General features: G+C 61.9%; 20 protein-coding genes and 1 pseudogene. 19 read left to right on the top strand and 2 right to left on the bottom strand.

Features of this window, described 5'->3' with window-relative positions; all coding sequences use genetic code 11:
- Positions 1–338: 338 nt before the first annotated feature.
- The 12 genes and pseudogenes from MRB47_RS01885 to MRB47_RS01940 form a co-directional block, all read left to right on the top strand.
- Positions 339–1,547 (top strand): ABC transporter substrate-binding protein, encoded by a 1,209-nt coding sequence (locus MRB47_RS01885; RefSeq protein WP_252101753.1) that lies wholly within the window; start codon positions 339–341, stop codon positions 1,545–1,547.
- A gap of 72 nt (positions 1,548–1,619) precedes the next feature.
- A complete protein-coding gene (locus tag MRB47_RS01890) occupies positions 1,620–2,492 on the top strand; it encodes a branched-chain amino acid ABC transporter permease (protein ID WP_026437520.1) in 873 nt (290 codons plus the stop codon).
- A gap of 11 nt (positions 2,493–2,503) precedes the next feature.
- Complete coding sequence (locus MRB47_RS01895) at positions 2,504–4,288, top strand: branched-chain amino acid ABC transporter ATP-binding protein/permease (RefSeq protein ID WP_252101754.1); 1,785 nt, start codon at positions 2,504–2,506, stop codon at positions 4,286–4,288.
- Positions 4,272–4,976: an ABC transporter ATP-binding protein gene (locus MRB47_RS01900; protein ID WP_026437522.1), complete on the top strand. Its 705-nt coding sequence runs from the start codon at positions 4,272–4,274 to the stop codon at positions 4,974–4,976. Before MRB47_RS01895 ends, MRB47_RS01900 begins: the two co-directional genes overlap by 17 nt.
- A gap of 26 nt (positions 4,977–5,002) precedes the next feature.
- Positions 5,003–5,776, top strand: coding sequence for an SDR family oxidoreductase (locus MRB47_RS01905; RefSeq protein WP_252101755.1), 774 nt, complete (start codon positions 5,003–5,005; stop codon positions 5,774–5,776).
- A 44-nt stretch (positions 5,777–5,820) separates the two neighbouring features.
- Positions 5,821–7,254, top strand: coding sequence for an aldehyde dehydrogenase family protein (locus MRB47_RS01910; RefSeq protein WP_252102575.1), 1,434 nt, complete (start codon positions 5,821–5,823; stop codon positions 7,252–7,254).
- Between the two features lie 3 nt (positions 7,255–7,257).
- Positions 7,258–8,079, top strand: coding sequence for a shikimate dehydrogenase family protein (locus MRB47_RS01915; protein WP_252101756.1), 822 nt, complete (start codon positions 7,258–7,260; stop codon positions 8,077–8,079).
- On the top strand, positions 8,069–9,457 hold the full coding sequence (locus tag MRB47_RS01920) for an FAD-binding oxidoreductase (RefSeq protein WP_252101757.1): 1,389 nt from the start codon (positions 8,069–8,071) through the stop codon (positions 9,455–9,457). The genes MRB47_RS01915 and MRB47_RS01920 overlap by 11 nt, the downstream gene beginning before the upstream one ends.
- A gap of 38 nt (positions 9,458–9,495) precedes the next feature.
- Positions 9,496–11,091 carry a GMC family oxidoreductase gene (locus MRB47_RS01925; protein ID WP_252102576.1) on the top strand — a complete coding sequence of 532 codons (1,596 nt, stop codon included), beginning with the start codon at positions 9,496–9,498 and terminating at the stop codon, positions 11,089–11,091.
- A 64-nt stretch (positions 11,092–11,155) separates the two neighbouring features.
- Positions 11,156–12,172 carry a LacI family DNA-binding transcriptional regulator gene (locus MRB47_RS01930; RefSeq protein ID WP_034713175.1) on the top strand — a complete coding sequence of 339 codons (1,017 nt, stop codon included), beginning with the start codon at positions 11,156–11,158 and terminating at the stop codon, positions 12,170–12,172.
- An 11-nt stretch (positions 12,173–12,183) separates the two neighbouring features.
- Entirely contained in the window at positions 12,184–13,296 is a 1,113-nt protein-coding gene (locus MRB47_RS01935) for an NADH:flavin oxidoreductase/NADH oxidase (RefSeq protein WP_252101758.1), read from the top strand.
- 126 nt (positions 13,297–13,422) lie between these two features.
- Positions 13,423–13,554, top strand: a pseudogene (locus tag MRB47_RS01940) (helix-turn-helix domain-containing protein); the annotation flags it as partial.
- Positions 13,555–13,927: 373 nt separating this feature from the next.
- On the opposite strand, the gene MRB47_RS01945 reads toward MRB47_RS01940, so the two are convergent.
- Positions 13,928–15,001: a LacI family DNA-binding transcriptional regulator gene (locus MRB47_RS01945; RefSeq protein WP_252101759.1), complete on the bottom strand. Its 1,074-nt coding sequence runs from the start codon at positions 14,999–15,001 to the stop codon at positions 13,928–13,930.
- Positions 15,002–15,165: 164 nt separating this feature from the next.
- On the opposite strand from MRB47_RS01945, the gene MRB47_RS19915 reads away from it, so the two are divergent.
- From MRB47_RS19915 to istB, 3 genes are all read left to right on the top strand, one after another.
- Entirely contained in the window at positions 15,166–15,288 is a 123-nt protein-coding gene (locus MRB47_RS19915; RefSeq protein ID WP_411275722.1) for a hypothetical protein, read from the top strand.
- A gap of 121 nt (positions 15,289–15,409) precedes the next feature.
- Positions 15,410–16,954, top strand: coding sequence for an IS21 family transposase (istA, locus tag MRB47_RS01950; RefSeq protein WP_252100662.1), 1,545 nt, complete (start codon positions 15,410–15,412; stop codon positions 16,952–16,954).
- Positions 16,955–16,990: 36 nt separating this feature from the next.
- Entirely contained in the window at positions 16,991–17,728 is a 738-nt protein-coding gene (istB, locus tag MRB47_RS01955) for an IS21-like element helper ATPase IstB (protein ID WP_011805003.1), read from the top strand.
- Between the two features lie 189 nt (positions 17,729–17,917).
- On the opposite strand, the gene MRB47_RS01960 is transcribed toward istB, so the two are convergent.
- Positions 17,918–18,782 (bottom strand): IS5 family transposase gene (locus MRB47_RS01960; RefSeq protein WP_252100767.1). Its coding sequence is split into 2 segments (ribosomal slippage): positions 17,918–18,365 and positions 18,364–18,782, totalling 867 coding nucleotides; the frame shifts between segments, so codons are not numbered across the junction.
- Positions 18,783–18,830: 48 nt separating this feature from the next.
- Here MRB47_RS01960 and MRB47_RS01965 point away from each other — a divergent pair.
- Genes MRB47_RS01965 through MRB47_RS01980 form a run of 4 tightly spaced genes read left to right on the top strand, consistent with a single transcriptional unit; the run spans position 18,831 to position 23,092 of the window.
- Entirely contained in the window at positions 18,831–20,510 is a 1,680-nt protein-coding gene (locus MRB47_RS01965; protein ID WP_252101760.1) for a thiamine pyrophosphate-binding protein, read from the top strand.
- 24 nt (positions 20,511–20,534) lie between these two features.
- The gene (locus MRB47_RS01970; protein ID WP_252101761.1) at positions 20,535–21,254 is read left to right on the top strand and encodes an SDR family NAD(P)-dependent oxidoreductase; all 720 of its coding nucleotides are present in this window, start codon (positions 20,535–20,537) and stop codon (positions 21,252–21,254) included.
- Positions 21,255–21,280: 26 nt separating this feature from the next.
- Positions 21,281–22,258, top strand: a complete 978-nt coding sequence (locus MRB47_RS01975) for a Bug family tripartite tricarboxylate transporter substrate binding protein (RefSeq protein WP_252101762.1) — start codon at positions 21,281–21,283, stop codon at positions 22,256–22,258.
- A 3-nt stretch (positions 22,259–22,261) separates the two neighbouring features.
- Complete coding sequence (locus MRB47_RS01980) at positions 22,262–23,092, top strand: SDR family NAD(P)-dependent oxidoreductase (RefSeq protein WP_252101763.1); 831 nt, start codon at positions 22,262–22,264, stop codon at positions 23,090–23,092.
- Positions 23,093–23,100: the final 8 nt, after the last annotated feature.

A 23,100-nucleotide genomic window follows, 5' to 3' on the forward strand; every position in this document is an offset into this window, starting at 1 on the left:
AGCCGATGCACGCTCCCATGGCCGTCCAAAGCGACGGGCAATCGGCTCGGTGATCCTGCACCATGCGAACGGCACGCTCGCGGACCTCGGGGGGAGAAGTTCTGTGACTTGTTCATGGCACCATCTTTTTAAGAGCTGGAGCCTCCTCAAAACCCAGGGTGATTCAATGATCCGATGGTCCTCGGATTAGGGTAAACGCCAACAAAAACCGTAAAGACAAGATGTATAAATGAAGCGCTTCAAGTTAAGATAAAACCTTCCTAAAGAAGCTATTTTGTTTTTTTTTGAAAAATAAATGAAGCGCTTCATATTTTTAACTAACGCTTAGGAGACATCTGATGATCAAAAAACTGAAACGACTGGCCACGGCTCTAGGTTGCCTCACGCTTCTGGCTGCAGCACCAGTCCATGCACAAGATCTCAAGCTGGGGGCTCTATACCCCTTGAGCGGCGGGCTGGCACTGCTGGGCGATGAAAGTTTTCGCGGTACCCAGATGGCGATTGATGAGCGTAATGCTGCGGGTGGCATTAACGGCAAGAAGATCGTCCTTGTCAAGGCCGACGCGGTCGATGCCAACCAAGCGGTGGGGGAGGCCCGTCGCCTGACATCGGTGGAAGATGTTTCGGCGATCTTTGGCAGCTATGCATCGGGCATTTCTGCAGCAGCAACACAGGTGACGGAGTTGGCCGGTGTGCCCTACTTCGAGCTGGGCGCTGTGGCCGACACGATCACCAGCCGGGGTTTCAAGTACGTTTTCCGCAGCAACGCAACGGCAAAGAGCTTTGCTGAGCGCAGTGTCGAGTCCGTCGTCAAGGTCATCGCACCGATGATGAAAGTGGACCCGAAGTCGCTGAAGATCGCAATCATTTACGAAGACGGCCCTTACGGAACCCTGGTGGGGGGCTTCCAGAAAGAAGAAGCCAAGCGGCTGGGCCTGAACGTAGTGGAAAGCCAGCCGTACTCGGCAAAGAGCGTCGACCTGTCTTCACTGGTGCTGCGCCTCAAAGGCGCCAACGCCGACGTGGTGTTGCAAACCTCGTACCAGAACGACACCCTGCTCTTCTTCCGTCAATCGGCCAGCGCGGGTTACAAGCCCAAGGCGGTGATCGGCGCTGGTGGTGGTTATTCGCTGCAAGAAACCGCGCAGGCACTGGGTGCCTCTGTTGAGGGCGTCTTCAACGTGGACTTCCCTCAGATCAACATGAAGGACTCGGGTGCTCCTGGCCTCAAGGATTTCGTGACCGCCTATGAGAAGAAATTTGGCACGCAGCCTCGCTCGGGTCACAGTCTGGTGAACTACGTGGGCGCCAAAGCGTTTCTGGATGTTCTGGCCCAAGCCAAGTCCACGGACAAAGACAAGATTCGCGAAGCCGTACTGGCCTATCGCAAGCCAGTGGGAGCGAGCGCAGCGGGTTGGGGTTTCCAGTTTGCGGACAACGGGCAGAACCAGTTTGCATCTACCAACCTGATGCAGTGGCAGGGCGGGAAGCTCGTTACCGTTTACCCCGAGGCTGTGTCCACAGTCAAGCCCATCACCCTGAAGTAACGCGTTAGGCGACTTTTACGTCATCCATAGAGGCCGTGCAAGGGTGTCCCTTGCACGGCTCAAGGGGCTGCTGTGTCCATCTTCATTCAACTTCTGGTCAATGGTTTGCTGCTGGGTGGGGCCTACGCCATCATCAGCATCGGCCTGACACTCATCTTCGGTGTCGTGCGCGTGGTCAACTTTGCGCACGGCGAGTTTCTGATGGTGGGCATGTACGCGGTGTGGCTGCTAGCCCAACACCTCGGTCTCCATCCCTACACGTCCGCGATTCTGGTGGCCGTGATGCTGTTTGTCATGGGTGGCTTGATGCAAAGGTTGGTCATACAACCCTTGCTCTCCGCAGATGCACACATCCAGATCTTTGCCACCGTGGGGGTGTCAACGGCCTTGCTGAACCTGGCACTGATGGTGTTCGGTGCAGACATCCGCAAAGCCGAAGTTACCTTTGGCACAGAACCGATGTCAGTGGGCGCATTCACTTTCGTCAGTGGTCAGGTCATCACCTTTGTGGTGGCCATCGTCGTCGCCGCGGTTACACACCTGTTCCTTAAGCACACCTACACCGGTCGCGGTTTACGGGCACTGGCTCAAAACAGGATGTCTGCTGCCCTCATGGGCGTCGACGTTAACAAGGCTTACATACTGGCCTTTGGTATCGGTGCTGGTCTGGTGGGCCTGGCCGCCGGCCTGCTGGCCGTGCAATACCCGGCCTTCCCAACCGTGGGCCAGTATTTCGTGCTTACGGCTTTTGTGATCGTGGTGCTGGGCGGCATGGGCAGCTTGCCCGGTGCGGTCATCGGTTCACTGTTCATTGGCCTGATCGACAGCTTGGCCGGCTATTACGTGGGTCCGGGATTGAAGGAGGTTGTGTACTTCCTTGTCTTCTTGGCCATCCTTATTGTTCGACCCACCGGATTGTTCGGCCTGGGTCGTGGATCTGAGTGAAGGACATCTCCATGATGCCCCCCATCTTGAGCCCCCGGGTCTACATCGGCCTGCTGGCCTTGTTGTCTATCCTGCTGGTTCCCTTGGCCGCACAGTCACCCTTCGTGTACCACCTGGCCATCCAGGTCTGCGTGTTCGCCGGACTGGCAACGGCCTGGAACATCGTCGGCGGTTTCGCCGGGCAGCTGTCCCTGGGACACGCCGTGTTCTACGGCATCGGAAGCTATTCGGCGGGCCTGTTGGTCGCAAAGTTCGGCATCTCTCCGTGGATCGGCATGTTTGCCGGCGCGGCGGTTTCCGCAGCGATGGCCTTGCTCATTGCCTACCCGACCTTGCGCCTGCGTGGTCCCTTCTTCTCGCTCGCCACGATTGCCTTCTTGGAAGTGGTGCGTCTGCTGGTCGTGCACCAGGAGAGCTGGACCGGCGGTTCGGCCGGGCTGAACGTGCCGCTGCAAATCGGCCTGCCTTGGATGATTTTTCGCGAAAAGTGGGCCTATCTGCTGGTGGCATTCGGCTTCTTTGCGCTCGCTCTTGCAGTGAGCTGGCTGATCCGTCGATCGCGTTTTGGCTTCTACCTGATTGCCGTGCGCGAGCGTGAAGATGCGGCCCGGGCCGTGGGCGTGAATGCCGTGCGGGCCAAGATCGCAGCTGCGGTGATCTCCGCCGTGCTGACCAGCCTAATCGGCAGTTTCCACGGCATGTACCTGACCTTTCTGGAGCCCTCTTCGGCCTTCTCGCTGGAGATGTCGATCCAGATCGCCATGTTCGCCCTGATCGGTGGCTTGGGCACGGTGGTCGGTCCGGTGATCGGTACCGTGCTGGTGCTGCCCGTCGCTGAGCTGGCCCGCGGGTGGCTCAGCGCATTCGGCAACGGCACGCACGGGTTTGTGTACGGCGTGCTACTGGTCGTCGTGGTGCTGTACTTCCCACGCGGTCTAGTGGGTCACTTGAGTGAGCGGGTGTTGCGCCTGATTGATCGCCTGCCCAATGGCGCCAAAGCCAAGGCCGCAGTTCTTCCAGCTCCCGCTGCTCAGAAGCCGCTGACTACCCAGGGCCAACCCATCTTGCGTGCCGAAGGGCTGCACAAGCGCTTCGGTGGACTCAAGGCCACCGACAACGTGTCGCTGACCTTGCACCAGGGGGAAATCCTGGGCGTGATCGGCCCCAATGGAGCGGGCAAGACCACGGTGTTCAACCAGCTATCAGGCTTCATCAAGCCCGACCAGGGTAGCGTGAGCGTGCTTACCGAAAACGGCTGGGTCTCCCCGCGCTCACCCGAGGTCTTTGCCCACGCGGGTGTCGGTCGCACCTTCCAGATTGTCCAGCCGTTCACGGGCCTGTCGGTCATGGAAAACATCATGCTGGGTGCCTTCATGCACACCCGCAATCGGGCTGCAGCTGAAGCGATTGCAAGGGAAGTCGCGCAGCTGACCGATCTCACGTCACTGCTGGACACCGAAGCGCGCAGTCTCACCGTGGGTGGCATGAAACGCCTGGAAGTGGCGCGTGCCCTGGCCACCCGACCGCGCATCCTGTTGCTGGACGAGGTGCTGGCCGGTTTGAACCCGTCTGACGTGACCCGCGCCATCGAGATGATCCGGCGCATCCGGGATGCGGGCGTGTCGGTACTGATGATCGAACACCTAATGCAAGCCACCATGGCGCTGTCCGACCGCATAGTGGTCATCAACCTCGGCCAGGTCCTTCGCGAAGGCAAACCGGCCGATGTGGTCAACGACCCGGCTGTCATCGAAGCCTATCTGGGAAAAGGGTACACCCATGCTCAAACTGCGTGATGTGAAGGCCGGCTACGGCAAAAGTGAAGTTTTGCAAGGTGTGTCGCTGGACGTGAAAGTGGGCGAGGTGGTAACGCTGGTCGGGGCCAACGGCGCCGGCAAGACAACCACCCTCAAGACGCTGTGCGGCATCGTGAAAGCGCGAAGCGGCAGCATTGAGTTTGACGGCATAGAAATCACTTCGCATGCGCCGCACGACATAGTCGAACTGGGGATCACGATGATCCCCGAAGGCAGGCAACTGTTCCCGTTCCTGACGGTGGAAGACAACCTGCTGATGGGGGCATACAAACCGTCGGCCCGCAAGTTCCACCAGGAGCGCATGGAGCGCGTGCTTGCGCTCTTTCCCCGTGCCAAAGAACGCCTGAATCAGTTGGCTGGCTCGCTGTCGGGCGGCGAACAGCAGATGGTAGCCATCGCTCGAGGAATGATGGCAGACCCTCGATTGCTCATCTTCGATGAGCCGTCCCTGGGGCTTTCTCCGCTGCTGGTGGAGCAGATGTTCAACGTGATTCGAACCGTGGCCGAACAGGGCACCACCGTTTTGCTGGTGGAGCAGAACGTGTTCCACACACTGCAGATCGCCGATCGGGGATACGTCCTAGAAAACGGCTCCGTCACTCTCAGCGGGACCGGCAAAGAATTGCTGGAGAACCCGCACGTGCGGCGAGCCTATCTGGGTCACTGAACACCAACAGGCACATGGAATATCTCATGGACGATGAAAAAACACACAAGGACAGGGTGGTCTTGGTGACTGGTGGCGGTGGCGGGCTGGGCAGCGCCATTACGGAACAGTACGTTCTGCAGGGCGCTGCAGTCGGCATCGTGGATCGCTCGCCAGAGAGCGCAAACGCCCTCATCTCCCGCCTAGCCGGGGTGGGACACAAGGTTCACTTCGTCGCGGCGGATGTTGGACGGTTTGACGACTGTGAACGCGCATGTCGCAGCATCGAGGCCGCGCTGGGGCCCATCGATACCGTCATCAACAACGCCGGGATATCACCCAAGCACCAGGGCCTGCCCGCTCCCATCTGGCAAATGGACCCGGCGGAATGGCAACAGGTGGTGGACGTCAATCTGAACAGCGTTTTCCACTTCACACGCCTGCTGGCGCCGGGCATGGTGGAGCGGCGCTTCGGCCGCATCGTAAGCATGTCCTCGGTGGCCGGCAAGGCCTACCTGAACATCGTCGCCGCGCACTACAGCACCACCAAGGCGGCGCTGATCGGCATGACCCGGCATCTTGCGGGAGAGCTGGGGCCTCACGGCATCACCGTCAATGCGCTGGCGCCCGGCCGCATCGACACCCCTATGGTCGCAGGCGCTCCGGTAGAGGCCAACGAAGCGGTCATCGCCGTGACACCTTTGCGGCGCCTCGGAAAGCCCGTGGAGGTGGCCGATGCCTGTCTGTTCCTGACCTCCGAACGTTCCGGCTTCATCACCGGACAGGTCATTGATGTCGCCGGTGGCTGGCTGATGACCTGAAGCCACTTCTTTACACGAACAGAACACACACCATGAGTACCAATTTGCACAAAAATTTCATTGCTGGCGCTTGGGTTGAAGGGGTCACCACCGGTTTGAACCTCAACCCATCCGACACCAACGACGTGATCGGGGAATACGCACGGGCCGATGCGGCGCAGGCCGAGCAAGCCATCAGCGCGGCGTTTGAAGCGCAGAAGCGGTGGGCGCAATGCACCGCAGAGCATCGGTCCGACGCGCTGGATCGCATTGGTACGGAGATCCTGTCCCGCCGCGATGAGTTGGGAGCGTTGCTGTCACGCGAAGAAGGCAAGACTCTGCCCGAGGGTGTGGCTGAGGTGGTCCGGGCCGGACGCGTGTTCAAGTTCTTCGCGGGTGAAGCGCTGCGCCTGGGCGGGGAGAAGCTGCCGTCCATTCGCGCGGGTGTGGACGTTGAGGTCACCCGCGAACCCGAAGGTGTAGTGGGCATCATCACGCCCTGGAACTTCCCCATTGCCATCCCGGCCTGGAAGATTGCTCCCGCGCTGGCGTTCGGAAACGCGGTGGTGTTCAAGCCGGCCGATTTGGTCCCGGGAAGTGCCTGGGCGCTTTCTGAAATCATCGCCCGTGCCGGGCAATTGCCTGAAGGCACCTTCAACCTCGTGATGGGTCCGGGCTCCAAGGTTGGGCAGACGCTGGCGACATCGCGCCATGTGAGGGCCATCACCTTCACCGGTTCTGTGCAAACGGGGCGCGCCGTTGGCATGACCTGCATGGAGCGTGGTGCCAAGGTTCAGCTCGAAATGGGCGGAAAGAACCCGCTGATCATTCTGAACGACGCCGACCTGGAACAGGCTGTCTCTGTGGCCATCAACGGGTGCTTTTTCTCCACCGGGCAGCGTTGCACCGGCTCCAGCCGGCTGATCGTCGAATACGGCATCCACGATGCGTTTGTCAGAGCGATGGCCCAGCGCATGGCTTCGCTCAAGGTCGATCACGCACTCAACGCCGGGACCGACATCGGCCCCGTTGTTTCCCAGGATCAGCTGGACCAGGACCGGCACTACATCGCGCTGGGTACCCAGGAAGGGGGACACCTGGTCGCCGGCGGCGAACTGCTCAAGCGTGATACCCCCGGCTACTACCTGTCGCCTGCACTGATCACCGAGACCCAGAACGCCATGTGCATCAACCGCGAGGAGGTCTTTGGCCCGGTGGCCTCAGTGATTCGTGTCAAGGACTACGAAGAGGCGGTTGAAACGGCCAACGACACCGACTTCGGCCTTTCCTCGGGCATCTGCACCACATCGCTCAAACACGCGACAGATTTCAAGCGCCGGTCGACGGCGGGCATGGTGATGGTCAACGTGCCCACCGCCGGGGTCGACTACCACGCCCCGTTCGGCGGCCGCAAAGGTTCGAGCCACGGCTCGCGCGAACAGGGCACCTATGCGCGCGAGTTCTACACCTCGGTCAAAACCGCTTACACCCTGGCCTGAGTCATGCAAGTCATCACGGGAAACACCCAAATCTTCGGAATCCTGGCGGACCCGATCCACCACGTCAAAACACCCCAGCGGATCAACGCCCACCTGGTGGGCGAGGGGTTCGACGGGGTGATGGTCCCCATCCACGTCCGCGCAGAGGGCCTGCAGGCCGCCGTGCAAGGTCTGCGCGCCATGAACAACCTGGCCGGATTCGTGGTCACGGTGCCTCACAAGACCGCCATGGTCGCCCTGTGTGACGAAGTCTCTGCCGATGCCCGGCTCATCGGCGCTGTCAACGTGGTCCACCGCACAGCCGACGGTCGCTTGATCGGAACCATGCTGGACGGCGAGGGATTTGTCGCTGGTCTGCGTCAGGAAGGCATTGAACCCAGAGGCCGCAGCGCCTACCTGGCCGGGGCCGGCGGCGCTGCCAGCGCCATTGCCTTTGCCCTGGCACGGGCCGGGGTGAGTCACCTGACGGTGGCCAACCGCACCACCGACAAAGTCAGGCAGCTGTTCGAGCGCATCCATTCGGTGGCGCCGGCGGCGCAACTGGTCGTCGGGACCGAGGACCCGTCGGGCCACGATCTGGTGGTCAACGGAACCTCGCTGGGTCTGCGCGACGAAGATGCGCTCCCGCTCGATGTCGAGCGCTTGTTGCCCCACCAGGTGGTGGCCGAAATCATCATGCAACCCGCCGAGACAGCTTTGCTGAAGGCCGCTAAGGCAAGAGGGTGCCGTGTGCACCCCGGCGCCCCCATGCTTGCCAGCCAGATCCCTTTGATGGCGGCCTTCATGCGCCACGGCCATACCCATGGGGTCGAACATGCGTCTTGACGCATTGCCCGCGGCCCTGGGCCAGGTGGTCGGCAATCGGGGATTGGTGACCGACGGCAGCGACCTGGATCCCTATCGCCACGACTGGCGGCACATGTTCAAAGGCCGTCCGCTCTGCGCCGTGTTGCCCCGCAACACCCGCGAGGTGGCCGAGGTGATGCAGCTGTGTGCTGCATCGGGCGTTGCCGTTGTGCCCCATGGCGGCAACACGGGCTTGTCCGGTGGTGCAACGCCCGATGAGTCCGGTCAGCAGGTGGTACTTTCGCTTGCCCGAATGAACGCCATTCGCGACATCGATGTGATCGGCGAAACGATCGAAGTGGAGGCCGGTTGCGTTCTCCAGACCGCGCAGGAAGCTGTGGATGAAAAAGGGCTTCTGCTGCCGATCACGCTCGCCGCAGAGGGGTCTGCGCGCATCGGCGGCATCGTCTCCACCAACGCGGGTGGAACAAACGTGTTGCGCTACGGCATGGCCCGATCGCGCATCCTGGGGCTGGAGGTTGTGACAGCCGATGGCCAGGTCATCAATGGGCTGCGTCGTCTGCGCAAAGACAACGCGGGCTACGACTGGAAGCAATGGTTCATTGGCAGCGAAGGTACCTTGGGCATCGTCACCGCCGCCGTGCTGCAGCTGGCGCCCAAGCCACGGCACCGGGTGACCGCGTTGCTGGCGATACCCTCGCCCGCCGATGCGTTGCAGGTGCTCTGTGCGGCCCGCAACGCCATCGGCGAGACCCTTACGGGGTTTGAGCTGATGGCAGGTTCAGCACTGGAACTGGTCACCCGACATCAGCACCTCAAAGTGCCACTGGGTGCCTCTGCCTGGTACGTACTGCTGGAGGCTAGCTCCTCGTTGCCAGGCCTGCGGGACGCCACGGAGGCGTTCCTCGGTGACGTACTCGAGAGAGAGATCGCCACAGACGGTGTGGTGGCCGAGTCGGAGCGGCAGGAGGCGGATCTGTGGACTTTGCGCGAATCGATCACCGAGGCAGAAGGCCGCGAAGGACGCTCGGTCAAACACGATGTGTCCGTGCCCATCTCCTCGATTCCGGACTTTCTGAAAACGGCCGACGAAGCTGTGATGCGCAGCTTCCCGGATGTCCGGATCAACACCTTTGGCCATGCCGGCGACGGCAACCTTCACTACAACGTGATTGTCCCGACTTATCTGGATGCCGCGGCGCTTAACCAACTCGTGCACGACGTCGTGGTCTCTTTCGGCGGCAGTATCTCGGCAGAACACGGCATCGGTCAGTACCGGGTGAATGAACTCGAGCGTTGCCGTGCGTCGGTCGAACTGGCAATCGCACGGCGCATCAAGGACGCGCTGGACCCTCAGAACCTTCTGAACCCCGGCAAGGTGCTCGCCCTTCGCTGATCCCGAGTGGATCGATCTTTGAAGAAGTTCACATGAACATGCAAACCTTTGATTACGTCATCGTGGGGGGGGGGACGGCCGGCTGCGTGCTGGCGGACCGCTTGACCGCTTCTGGCAAACACCGTGTGCTGCTGATCGAAGCGGGCGGTGAGCCGTCTAGTCTGTGGATTCCCATTCCAGCCGGGTTCAGCAAACTGCTGACCAACAAAAAGTACAACTGGCTGTTCAAAACCACGCCCGAGGAGAACACCAACGGTCGTGTCATTTCGGTCCCTCGCGGCAAGGGTCTGGGCGGATCGAGTTTGATCAACGGCATGATTTACGTGCGCGGTCAGCCCGATGACTACGACGCCTGGGCCGCTGCGGGAGCCACCGGCTGGGGTTATGCGGATGTGGAGCCCTATTTCCGACGCCTGGAAAATTACCAGCCCGGCGGAGAAACGCGAGGCAAATCGGGGCCATTTCACCTGGAGCAGGTACATGAACGCTTCCCGATCTCCTCCGCTTTCTTGAAAGCGGCGGTGCAGGACGGCCAGGTTTTCAACGACGACTACAACTCGCCCACCCAGGAGGGCTTTGGCTACTATCAGGTCAACCAGCGCAACGGCCAGCGCTGCAGTGCCTATGACGCATACCTCAAGCCGGCACGGTCCCGGTCGAATCTGGTGATCCAGACCGGCGCCCATGTGCTTAGCCTCGATCTCCAGGGCCAACGCTGCACCGGCGTGACTTACCGGCACCAAGGTCGCGAGGTCACCGTGGCTGCGTCGACCGAGGTCATCATGGCCGCCGGGGCGATTCAGACGCCCCAGATCCTGGAGCTTTCAGGCATTGGACGGCCTGAACACCTGAAGTCCCTGGGGATTCCCGTCAGGCACGCCTTGGCCGGAGTGGGCGAGAACTACATCGACCATTTCGCCACCCGCATGAACTGGCGCGTGAAGAACACCGTCACGCTTAACGAGATGGCCCGCGGCTGGCGCCTCGCGCGCGAGGTCGCCAAGTATTTCACCGCACGCAAGGGCATCCTGACCCTGGGCACGGGTCTTGTGCACGGCTTCATCAGAACCCAAAAAGATCTGTCTGCGCCCGACGCTCAGTACTTCATGGTGCACGCCAGCTACGCCAATGCCGCTGAACGGATCCTGGACCGTGCGCCCGGTTTGACCATCGGAGTGACTCAACTCCGACCCGAGTCAAAAGGCAGCATCCACATCCGGTCGAAAGATCCGTTTGATCAGCCATCGATCCGCCCGAACTTTCTGGACAGCGAAGTGGATCAGCGGTGTATCGTGGACAGCATGAAGGTGGCACGCCGCATCATGTCGCAACCGGCCATGGCGCATTTCATCGAACACGAGATGAGTCCGGGGGCTGAGGTCCGCTCGGACGCCGACTGGCTGGCGTTTGCGCGCAAGGACGGTCAGACGATCTACCACCCAATGGGCACCTGCCGCATGGGCACCGACGACCGGGCGGTGGTGGACCTTCGGCTGAAGGCGAGGGGGCTGGATGGGCTGCGCATTGTGGATGCTTCCGTTATGCCCAAGATGGTCTCCGGCAACATTCAGGGCGCCGTGATAATGGTCGCAGAAAAAGGGGCCGATCTGATCCTTGAGGATCGCAGGGACTGATGGCGTTGTCGGCGAACCGGAGCGACCGTCTCCATCAAATAATCCAACGTGGTCCCAGAATCCGATGACTCCAGGTTCCCGTCCCACCCTCGAAGATGTTGCCCGACTCGCCGGGGTTTCCCTTGGCAGTGCTTCAAGGGCTTTGTCGGTCCCAGAGCAGGTTAAACCATCCACGCTGGAGCGCGTGATCCGGGCGGTTGAACAGTTGGGGTATGTCAGAAATGGTCCGGCCCGCGCCTTGGCATCCAGGCGCACTCGGACCATTGCGGCCATTTATCCGTCCCTCGATAACCCAATCTTCGCCGTCTCCATACAGTCTCTCCAGCGGACGCTCTGGGACCTGGGCTATCAGTTGCTGGTTGCCAGCCACGACTACCGGCCCGAGCGGGAGTTTGGTCTTTTGCGGTCGTTCGTTGAGCGGGGTGTGGATGCGGTGGTGCTGGTCGGCACGGACCACGACGACGCGGTGTTCGAGTTGCTGGGCCAATACCACCTGCCCTACGTGCAGACCTGGTCCGTGGACGAAGCCAACCGCCGCCCCTGTGTGGGGTTTTCGTACCACGACGCCGCCTTTAAGATGGCACAGGCGGTGCTGGAGCATGGCCACACAGAAGTCGCCATCTGTCCCGGCCAGTCGTACCGAAATGAGCGGGTGCGCGCACGCATCGCGGGCACCCAGGCGGCGCTTCAAGGGGCCGGTCTGACGCTTCGCCCCGAGTGGATCATCGAACAACCCTTCACCCTTGAAGGGGGGCGGCAAGCGGTGCGCCAGGTGTTGGGCGGTCCGTCAAGACCCACCGTGCTTATCTGCGGCAACGACTTGATCGCCATCGGTGCCATGTCGGAGTGCCGAGAGCAAGGGGTTGTGGTGCCGGGCGAGCTCTCCATCACGGGCTCCGATGACATTGAACTGGCCAGTATGGTTGAACCTAAATTGACCACGGTGCACGTGCCCAAGGTCGAGATTGGCTCCCTTGCCGCCCACCGGATCGTGAGCCTGATCGAAGGGTCTCCGGCTGTGGAAGGGTCCCCGCTTTCAACGAGTGTCGTGCTCAGGGACAGCCTCAAGCGCATCACTTAAAGAAACACACTATGAGCAAACTGTTTTCACCGTATTCACTGGGTGGTCTGACACTCAAAAATCGTATCGTCATCGCGCCCATGTGCCAGTACTCGGCCGAAGATGGGAACGCGGGGGACTGGCACCAGGTGCACCTGGGCCACTTGCTGCTGTCCGGAGCCGGATTGCTGATGCTGGAGGCCACGGCGGTCACCGCCGAGGGGCGCATCACGCACCGGGATCTGAGCCTGTGGTCCGACGCCAACGAGTCAGCGCTCCAGCGCGTGCTGACATCGGTCCGTCGATATTCGTCCATGCCCATCGCGATACAGCTGTCTCACGCGGGTAGAAAGGCATCCAGCAAAGTGCCTTGGGAGGGCGGACAGCTCATCCCTCTGGAACAGGGAGGCTGGACGCCCATGGCGCCGTCGGCGGTGCCGCATCTTGCAGGCGAGCCCGCGCCCGCCGAGCTGGATCAGGCCGGACTGGAGCGCCTCAAGCGAGCCTTCGTGGGGGCGGCCGAGCGGGCGCATCGCATCGGGATCGACGTCATCGAACTGCATGCCGCGCACGGCTACCTGCTGCACCAGTTCCTGTCGCCGGTGTCCAATCACAGGACCGATGAATACGGCGGGTCGCTAGTCAACCGGATGCGCTTTCCGCTGGAGGTCTTTGACGCCATCAGGGCGGCGGTGCCCTCATCCATGCCAATCGGCGTGAGGATCTCCGGCACTGATTGGGTAGAGAACGGTTGGGACATCGATCAAAGCGTGGTCTTTTCGTCGGCCCTCAAAGACAGGGGGGTCGCCTTCATCCATGTCTCTAGTGGCGGCATCTCTCCACTGCAGCAAATTCCGTTGGCACCCAACTACCAAGTCGGGCTTGCGGAACGCATCCGTAACGCCACAGGTTTGCCCACTATCGCGGTTGGCCTGGTGACAGAGGCCAAGCAGGCTGAGGACATCGTTGCCGAAGGGCGCGCAGATCTAGTTGCATTGGCCAGAGCGATCTTGTACAACCCGCGTTGGCCTTGGCATGCTGCGGCTTCGCTAGGCGCCCAGGTTGAAGCGCCGCCACCATACTGGCGTTCGCAGCCGCGTGGCATGTCCCAACTTTTCGGCGACATCCGCATCGGACAGCGCTGATGTCCACGGGGTTGGCGCCGACCGGAATTTGAGCCAGTTTCTCGGTTAGTGCTGAAGTAAAAATGAGCCAGGTGTTCAACTTATCCTGCTAATTTTTTAAGCGGTTGAATTAGAGGAGTGATCACCATGGACGTGATTGGCAAGATCCGACGGCTGCATGCGAGGGACAAGCTGACGGAGCGCGAGATTGCGCGCAAGACGGGGCTGTCACGCAACACGGTCTCCAAGTGGCTGCGTGCGCCGGTGAACGAGGCGCCGATCTTCAGCGTGACCGACTATGGTCTGGAGGCGGAAATTGACCGCCTCGATCTTGAATTCTTCGGGGTTATCTCTGCTTACTCATGGCACCTTCTATTGGGCCTCAGGTTTGAGGTTCAGAGGTGTCTAGAAAATTCGTGGCGATTCACTTCACAACAAATCTGTGCTTCGGAGGATCGGAGCTGCGAACCGTCTACGTCACACTGTCCGGTAGTGGAAAGTTGATCGCAATCGACGATTGGCCGATACCTGGGTTGCCCCTGGCGTTCCGAGCGTGATGATTTGTGTGCTCACGGCTTACGAGTGATAGCAATGCTCAGAATGCCATGGCTGGACGGGCTGGAAAGCCAGGGTCCAAGCATCGAATAGTCCACTACTTTCGCGGCCCGGTGCTGCGCCGGACTTTCAGTGCCATCGGTAATGACGCGATCGGCTGCGGATTCTGATTTTGCAAGACGGACACTAAGTAGCGCGCCGCCAGCTCACCCATCTCCTTGATGGGAAGGTGTAGAGTGGTCAAAGGCGGATGCAGGAAGGGTGCGAAGTCGTTGTCGTTGAAGCTGGCCACCGATAGTTGCTCCGGTACCGACACACCCGCTTGATCGAGCGCTGCAAGCGCGCCAGCCGCCAAGTAGTCATTGCCGCAGACCACGGCCGTTATGGGGCAGCCGCCTGACCGGATCCACTCCATGGCATCGAAGCCTTCCTGAAATCCATACTCCGTCTCGACGGTTGCATCTTCGCGCAGAACCAAACCCCGCCGGGCGACCGCACGCGTGAGTCCTGACAAGCGCGCCTCAGCTCGCTCGTTGTTTTTGGTGTAGCCTCCGATGAATCCGATCTCGTGATGACCAAGATCGGCTAGGTGATCGATTACCAAGGCGGCCGCCTGAGCCTCATCGAAGCCGACACAAGGCCCAAGGGAGTCGTCCTGTGTCCAGAGTCGCACAAAGGGGGTTCCTTGCGTCCTGAGGAGCCCAATTACCTCCTGGGGGTACCGAGAACCGAGCAGCACCAGTGCGTCGACACCACGAGCAATCAGGGTGCGCACCATTTCTGTCTGGTTCTGTTTATTGCCCGGGGCAGCCAGTAGCAAGGTGTAGCCGCGTTCAGCCAGCTCGGCCTCTAGTGCCTGCACCATCGTTGGGAAGGATGAAGTGCCGAAGCGCGGTATCACAGCCCCCACGGTGAAGGTGCGGCGCAGAGCCATCGCTCTGGCAGCGCCGTTGGGCACGTATCCGATCCGGTTGGCTGCTTCCAGAACACGCTGGCGGGTCGCCTCGCTGATCATCTCGGGCCGCGACAGTGCCCGCGACACAGTTCCAGACGAGACCCCCGCCAACGCAGCGACATCATCGAGCGATGCGGCCCGAACCCGAGGGCTCGCTACTGCAGCGGTGCCGGGCGTCAATGGGGTTGGTCTCTCAATCATCGGTTTCGAAAGCATGTACGCATCCTACTGCAACTGCTCGATAGTCAGAAGGTGCTTACGCAAGCGCATGCATGGCTCATGGTTTTCCTGCAGCCGGAAAGACATGCACTCAACATGTTTGAGATCAAATTCATTTCATTAGTCCAATGAATAGGGTAAACCCCATCATTTCTTCATTGATGTTTGATACCATCATGCAAGCGCTTGCATTATCATTGTTGCACTTCACTTCCTTCCAAATGCGTATTCCACGCGATGGCGGACACGATTCCATGCTGATGGCGGACAGTGTTCCAGCGTGATGGCGGACAGTGTTCCACGCTGAAGGCGGACAGCATTCCAAACTGATGGCGGACACCTGCGGGGTGTTCTGAGTGACCCGAACGCGGCATACGCTGCCCGGTTTTTTGACCGGAACCAGCGATGCCCACACCCAGGGTCACCATGAGCAAACTACGACACACACTGCAACTGCTGCACCGCGGGGCCTTGAGCACCCGTCAAATCGGTGCCGCCCTCGGCATCTCCAAATCCACTGTCAGCGAGATAGCCAGCTACGCGCGCGTGGCCGGCGTGGACTGGGCACTGGCCCAGAGCCTGAACGACGACGAACTCCAGGCCCGGCTCTACAAGCCACCCGTGGCGCGCGAGTCCCGGCACCTTGAACCCGACCACGCCCACATCCACCGCGAACTGCGCCGACCTGGCGTGACGCTGCAGTTGCTTTGGGAGGAATACCAGCAACAGCACAGCGGGCAGGCGTACAAGTACAGCGCCTTCTGCGAGAAGTACAAGGCCTGGGCCCGGCGCCTGCAGCGCTCCATGCGCCAGACCCACACGGGCGGTGACAAGCTCTTTGTGGACTACGCCGGCCAGACCGTTCCCGTGGTGGATGCCGACACTGGCGAGATACGCCAGGCCCAGGTCTTCGTGGCCGTGCTGGGCGCATCGAACTACACCTACGCCTGCGCCACCGCCAGCCAGAAGACCACCGACTGGGTGGCCAGCATCATTAGCGCGCTGGAGTTCATCGGCGGCGTGCCCCGCCTGCTGGTGCCTGACCAGCCGCGCGCCCTCATGGCCCGACCCGACCGTTACGAGCCCACCGCGCACCGCCTGCTCGAAGAGCTCTGTGCGCACTACAGCCTGGCCGTGATGCCCGCGCGCCCGGCCAAGCCACGCGACAAACCCAAGGTGGAGGTCGCTGTGCAGGTGGTCGAGCGCTGGATTCTGGCCAGGCTGCGCCACCAGACCTTCTTCAGCCTGGCCGAGCTCAACCGGGCGATTGCCGCCTTGCTGGTGGACTTGAACCAGCGCGCGTTCAAGAAGCTGCCGGGCAACCGCACTAGCGCCTTCGCCGAACTCGACCGGCCAGCCCTGCGCCCCCTGCCGCCGGTGCGCATGCCCATCGCGCGCTTCAAACCCGCCCGCGTCAACATCGATTACCACGTTGAGCTCGATGGCCACTACTACTCGGTGCCCCACGCCCTGGTGGGTGAGCCGGTGGAGTTGCGCATCACGGCCGGCACGCTCGAAGTCCTGCACGGCAGCAAACGCGTGGCCGCCCACGCCCTCAATCCCCGACGGGGTGCACACACCACCACGCCCGAGCACATGCCGGCCTCGCACCGGGCGCACCTGCAGTGGACGCCGGCCAAGCTCATCGCCTGGGGTGAGCGCGTGGGCGCGGCCACCGCCGCCGTGGTGCGCTGGCAGATGGAGCACCGCCAGCATCCCGAGCAGGGTTACCGCTCCTGTCTGGGCCTCATGCGCCTGGGCCGTGAGTACGGGGCTGACCGGCTGGAGGCCGCCTGTGCGCGGGCGCAGTCGATTCGCTCACCGTCCTACAAGAGCATCGCCTCCATCCTGGGCTGCGGCCTGGACCAGCGGCCGCTGGATGCGCCGATGGCCGCACAGGCGAGCCTGCCGCTGCACGAGAACGTGCGCGGGCCGGGCTACTACCACTGAACTCCAACGTGCAAGCAAACCTAACAAGGAAGAACCATGCTCAACGAACAGACCTTGAACCAACTGCGCGCCCTGCGCCTGGACGGCATGGTGGCCGCCCTCAGCGACGCGGCCACCCACATCACGGCCAGCGAGCTGCCCTTTGAACAACGCCTGGCGCTGCTGGTGCAGCGCGAGGTGGACTGGCGTGACAGCAAGCGCCTGGAGCGCCTGTTGAAGGCGGCCCGCCTGAAGGTCTCCAGTGCCTGCCTGGAGGACATCGACTGGCGCGCCAGCCGGGGCCTGAGCCGAGAGGTCATCACCAGCCTGGCCGGCGGGGACTGGCTGCGCCATGGCCACAACGTGCTGCTCACCGGCGCCACCGGGTGCGGCAAGACGTGGCTCGCCTGCGCACTGGGGCAGCAGGCCGCGCGCCTGGGCTTCTCGGTGCTCTACACCCGCGCGCCACGGCTGCTGCAGGAGCTGCACGTGGCCCACGGCGATGGCAGCCTGGGCAAACGGCTGGCGCAACTGGCGCGGCTGGACCTGCTCATCCTGGACGACTTCGGCATCGCGCCGATTGCCGCGCACGAGCGAAACGACCTGCTGGAATTGCTGGACGACCGGGTGGGCACGCGCTCGACGCTCATCACCAGCCAGTTGCCGGTGACGGCCTGGCACGCCTGGCTGGACGAGCCCACGCTGGCCGACGCCATCCTGGACCGCATCGTGCACGGCTCGCACAAGATAGCCCTCAAGGGCGAGTCGATGCGCAAGCTCACCAAGGCCGTCTGAGCCGGCCGCGCCGACCGCCATTCCACGCTGATGGCGGACACTTCGGCTACGATTTGAGCGTCACTCAGGACACCCGCGCAACGTGTCCGCCATCGCCTGGAACGCTGTCCGCGATGGGAATGGAATCACTGTCCGCCATCAGTGGAATGCGCATCCAAAGACGGATTCGATATGCCCACCACTAAGGATTTATCCGTAAATAATATTGACAGGTAGACTGATCTTTCGCAAGGTGATGATGGCAGCGGCCAGATGGTTAAGCGCGAGAAACGTGTGCTCCAGCTTTTCGTAGCGCACGAGCAGCTTGCGGAATCTGTTGAACCACCCATGGCATGCCTCCACTACCCAGCGGCGCGCCTTCTTCTGCGGATTGCGTTTCTTGCGCTCTGCCTCGCTCTTGCGGCCCACTACATGCGGGATATAGCCGTGGGCCAGGATGATCTTCATGGCGTTCTTTCCCCGGTAGCCGGCATCAGCGCATAGGTGCTTGCTGCGTCGCTGCTTGGGTGTGGGGCGCTTGATCATGCAGGACGCCAGCACGGCCTCAAGTTGCGTCACGTCGTGCGCGTTGGCCCCGGTCACGACGAGTGACAACGGGACGCCACGCCCGTCCACCAGCAGGTGACGCTTGCTGCCTTTTTTTCCCCCGATCCGTCGGGTTGCGCCCCACAGCCTCTTGCGCCAGTGGCGCCTTGAACATGGCCCCATCAATGCTTTGCCAGCGCCAGGCAACGCCTTCGAAATCATCGTACTCAGCAAGACCTGCACGCCACAGGTTCTCAAAGAACCCGGCCTTGGACCACAGCATGAACTTCTGATGGATCGCGCTGGCGCTGCCGAAGCGCTCAGCAGGCAATGCCTTCCATTGGCAGCCAGTGCGCAGCACATACATGATGGCCTCGAACACCAGCCGTGGCGGTTTGCTCGGGCGGCCCGCTCCGGCTGCGCGCTTGTACTGCTTGTCAGGATCGCGCGCAGGCTGCGGCACCAGCGGCTCCACCCGGCTCCAGAACTCGTCCGTCACTTCCCACGAATTGGCATGCACCTTGGCCATCTACATCTCCTGCGCCGCATCACGGGCGACTCAGGAACATAGTTTAATTTGCGGATAGATCCTAAGAATGCACTGGTCAAAACACTCATCGACTGCGGAGCCAAGCACGCCTTCACCCTTCCCGGTCTGGGCATTACCTGGATGCTCGATGAGTTCTATGAAAAGCGTGACGAGTTGAATGTCGTGCTCACCCGAAGCGAGCAGATCGCCGCGACCATGGCCCAGGTCTACGGCCGCCTGACTGGCAAGCCCGGCGTTTATATGGGCCAAGGCCCGTTCGCCAGCACCACCGGCGCCTTCGGCATCCTGGAAGCCTATTTCGCCGGCTCGCCCATGGTGGTGCTCACCGACACCTCGTGCTATGACGGCTTTGGCATGTACGGCGTCTACCAAACCATGACGGGCGACTACGGCGCTGCCAACATCCGCCAGTCCTTGGGAACTATGACCAAGTACACGGCCTACGCCACCGAGCCGCACGAAGCCGTCTATGGCCTGCAATTGGCGTACAAGCATGCGCAGTTGCCGCGCATGGGCCCGGCCGCTCTGATCTTGAAATCCCAAATCATTAAGCGCGAGATGCCCGAGCAGACTCGTGTGAAGCTGTACCCGACTGAAGGTTATTTGCACCACACCCCGCAGCAGATAAGCCAGCCGGCGATGGTCAAGCTCGCCGAACTGATCGCCAAGGCCAAGACCCCGGTGATCATCGCTGGCCAGGGTGCTCAGACCGACGAGAGCCGCGGCCTATTGGCCGAGGTCGCCGCCCGCGGCGGTATCGCCATTGCCACCAGCTACAACGGCAAGGGCGTGATCGACGAGACTCTGCCCATTGCCGTTGGCATGCTGGGCACCTGGGGAAGCAAGAGCGCCAACAGAATGGTGGCCAAGGCTGATCTGGTCATCGCCCTGGGCGCCAGCCTGGGCCCTGACTACCTGCGCTTCCGTGACGAAAGCATCATCGATCCGACGCGTCAGACCATCGTGCAGATCGACATCGACCCGCGCAACGCCGGTTGGGTCTATCCGGTCGACATGGCGATCGAGGGCGACGTGACGCAAGCCCTGCGCGCCCTGAAAACGATGAATCTGGGTGAGCCCGGCGAACGCATGACAGCCATCGCGCAGAACAACCGCGAACACGCCTTCGGGGTGCTCCCGCCCACCGTGGCGGCCGATGGCACCCTACATAACGCCGATATCGTGCGAGTGCTCGATCGCGTGCTGACCCCCAATGACATGCTGTCGCTCGACGCTGGTAACAACCGCATTTGGGTCACCAGCATGCTGCGCCTGCGCACCCCCGGTCAGTTGGTGGTGCCTGGCGGCATCGGCGGCATGGGCTGGGCCCTGCCGGCGGCAGCGGCAACCAAGCTGGTCTACCCACAGCGGAACTCCATCTGCCTAATAGGCGATGGCGGTGCCGCGATGACTCTCAGCACTCTTGCCACCTGCGTGCAACAGCGCCTGCCCATCACCGTGATCGTGTGCAACAACCGAGGACTGGGCATGGTGCGCGACAACATGAAGGAGCGACGCATAGCGGTGGACTTCTCCGACATCGATTTCGCGATGGTGGCGCAGGGCATGGGCTGCAACGGCGTGCGGGTTGACCGGGCGGATGCTCTGGCTGACGCCATCATTGCGGCGCGACATTCCGATCGTCCCACGGTGATCGACGTATCGGTCGATCCCGCGGCCAGCCATGTGCCGGCCTCCGACTACTAAGCCAATCGAGGAGAGGAGAGCACTATGCAACCCGTCGCCATCGTCACCGGCGGATCCAGCAATATCGGCTGGGCCTGCGCTCAACGTTTGGCCGTTCGGCACACCGTGGTGGTTGCCGACGTCAAACCCCCGGAGCAGCCGCTGCCAGCCGGCATGCTGTTCCGGGCCACCGATGTCACGCAGCCCGAGGCCTGTCGTGCACTGATGGCCTATGCGCAAGACCTTGGCTCCGTGCAGGTGCTGGTCCATTCGGCGGCTATCACCGCGCCCGCAAAGCCTGTCGAACAGATCACTCTCGACGAATGGCGGCGGGTGATCGATATCAACCTCACGGGTGCCTTCATCGTGGCACAGGCAGCCATTCCAGCCCTGCGTTCCAGCCAGGGCAGCATGGTCATGATCGCATCCAGGGCCGCGCGCACCGGTGTCGCCGCGCTCGTGCCAACGGACCAGGGCGTCAAGCCGCATTACTGCGCCTCCAAGGCAGGTCTGCTGTCCCTGGTCCGCTCACTGGCAACTGAGTTGGCTGCAGATGGGATCCGGGTCAACGCCGTGCTCCCCGGTTCTATCGAGGGCGCGATGATTCCGCGCGAGCGCTGGCCGGAACTGGCCGCGCACATCCCGCTGCGCCGACTGGGCCTGCCCGAGGAGATCGCTGACGCTGCGAACTTCTTGTGCTCGGCCGAGGCGCGCTACATCACCGGCCACGCCATGGACGTCAATGGCGGAACCTGGATGAACTGAAACCAAACCTCAGCAGGAATAGAGACATGAACTTCCCTCGTTGGATTTCGGCCTGCCTGATGGCCACCGCTCTGGCCTTCAGCGGCGCTGCCTCGGCACAGAACAACTACCCCAACCGACCTGTGCGCGTGATCGTGCCCTTCCCGGCCGGTGGTACCACTGACATCGTCGGTCGTCTGGTGGCAGAACGCCTGCAGGCGGCTCTGGGCCAGCCCTTTGTCGTCGACAACAAATCGGGCGCCAGCGGCAATATCGGCGTCGGCGAAACCGTGCGCTCGGCGCCGGACGGCTACACATTGGTGCTGGGCGCGCCCCAGACGCTGACCATCAACCCGCAGTTGTTCACCAACATGTCTTTCAATCCGCAGAAAGACTTGGCGCCCATCGCGGTAATCGCCTCCGTACCTAACGTGCTGCTGGTCAACAACAAGGTGCCCGTAAACAATGCCGCGGAACTAGTGGCCCTGGCCAAGGCAAATGTTGGCAAGCTTTCCTACGGTTCCACCAGCATCGGCAGCACGCCTCACCTGTCGGCGGAGCTGATGAAGTCCATGACCGGCACCAATATTCTGCACATCCCCTACCGCGGTAGCGCCCCGGCAATGCAGGACCTGATCGGTGGCCAGATCGATATCTTGTTCGACCAGCTGGCCTCCGCCCTGCCTCACATCAAGGCGGGAACCGTGCGCGCCCTGGCCGTCACCACGCTGAAGCGTTCGCCGTCGGCCCCCGACCTGCCGACCCTCGACGAAAGCGGCATTAAGGGCTTCGACTCCGAAGGCTGGTTTGGCCTGCTGGCTCCTGCCAACACGCCGCGCCCCATCCTTGAGCGCATCAACGCCGAAGTAAACAAAGCCCTGGCTACACCAGAATTCCGTGAGCGCCTTGCCAAGGTAGGCGCTGAACCCGTAGGCGGCTCCATCGAGAGCTTCCGCGACCGTATAAGTGCCGAATCGCAGCGTTGGGGTAGGGTGATTAAGTTCGCCAACATCAAAGCGGAATAGGCGATGGCTGAAATTAACTATGGCGGCCCAGTAAAAGTTGCCAGCGACGACGCGGGCCGCAACTGCCGCCGCTTCGGCGGCAAGGTGGCCCTGCTTACCGGCGCGGCGCGCGGCATCGGCTTCGCATCGGCCGTGCGTCTGGCAGGTGAAGGCGCCATGGTCTGTATCACCGACCAAGACGTGGCCGCTCTTGAAGAGGCCGTCCGCATCGCTAAGACTGGCGGTGTGCACCTGCATTCAAGCGTCATGAATTCGTCAAACGCCCAGGATGTGTCGCGACGGATTCCGGAGCTCGTGGAGCAGTTCGGCGGCATTGACATTCTTGTCAATAACGCGGGGGGCTCGTTGCACACCCCCTTCCGATTCATGGAGGAAGACGACGAGGACTGGCAACGCGTGATGAACCTTAACGTGATGAGCGCGGTGTGGGCCTGCAAGGCCGTGCTGCCCGGTATGCAGAAGAAGCGCTATGGGCGCATTGTTAACCTCGGCTCCAAGGCCGGTCGATACGGTAGTCTGATTGCCGGAGCCAACTACGCGGCGGGGAAGGGTGCGGTGGCCTCCCTCACGCGGCAGATGGCGCAGGAATTCGGTCCCATGGGCATCACCGTTAATTGCATCTGTCCCGGCGTGGTGATGACCGAGCGGACCGCCGGCCTGTGGGCTGAGCGGCGGACTGCGGAGGAGCGCGAGCAGGTCCTGACAACGATTCCCGTGCGCCGCTACTGCGAGGTTGACGATGTAGCCGCCACGGTCGCCTTCCTGGCCAGCGATGACAGTGCCTTCATCACCGGCGTCTCGCTCGACATCAACGGCGGCCAGGCGATGGCTTGAGGAACAGG

The sequence above is a fragment of the Diaphorobacter sp. LI3 genome, from assembly GCF_022807955.1.
GTDB lineage: Bacteria > Pseudomonadota > Gammaproteobacteria > Burkholderiales > Burkholderiaceae_C > Diaphorobacter > Diaphorobacter nitroreducens.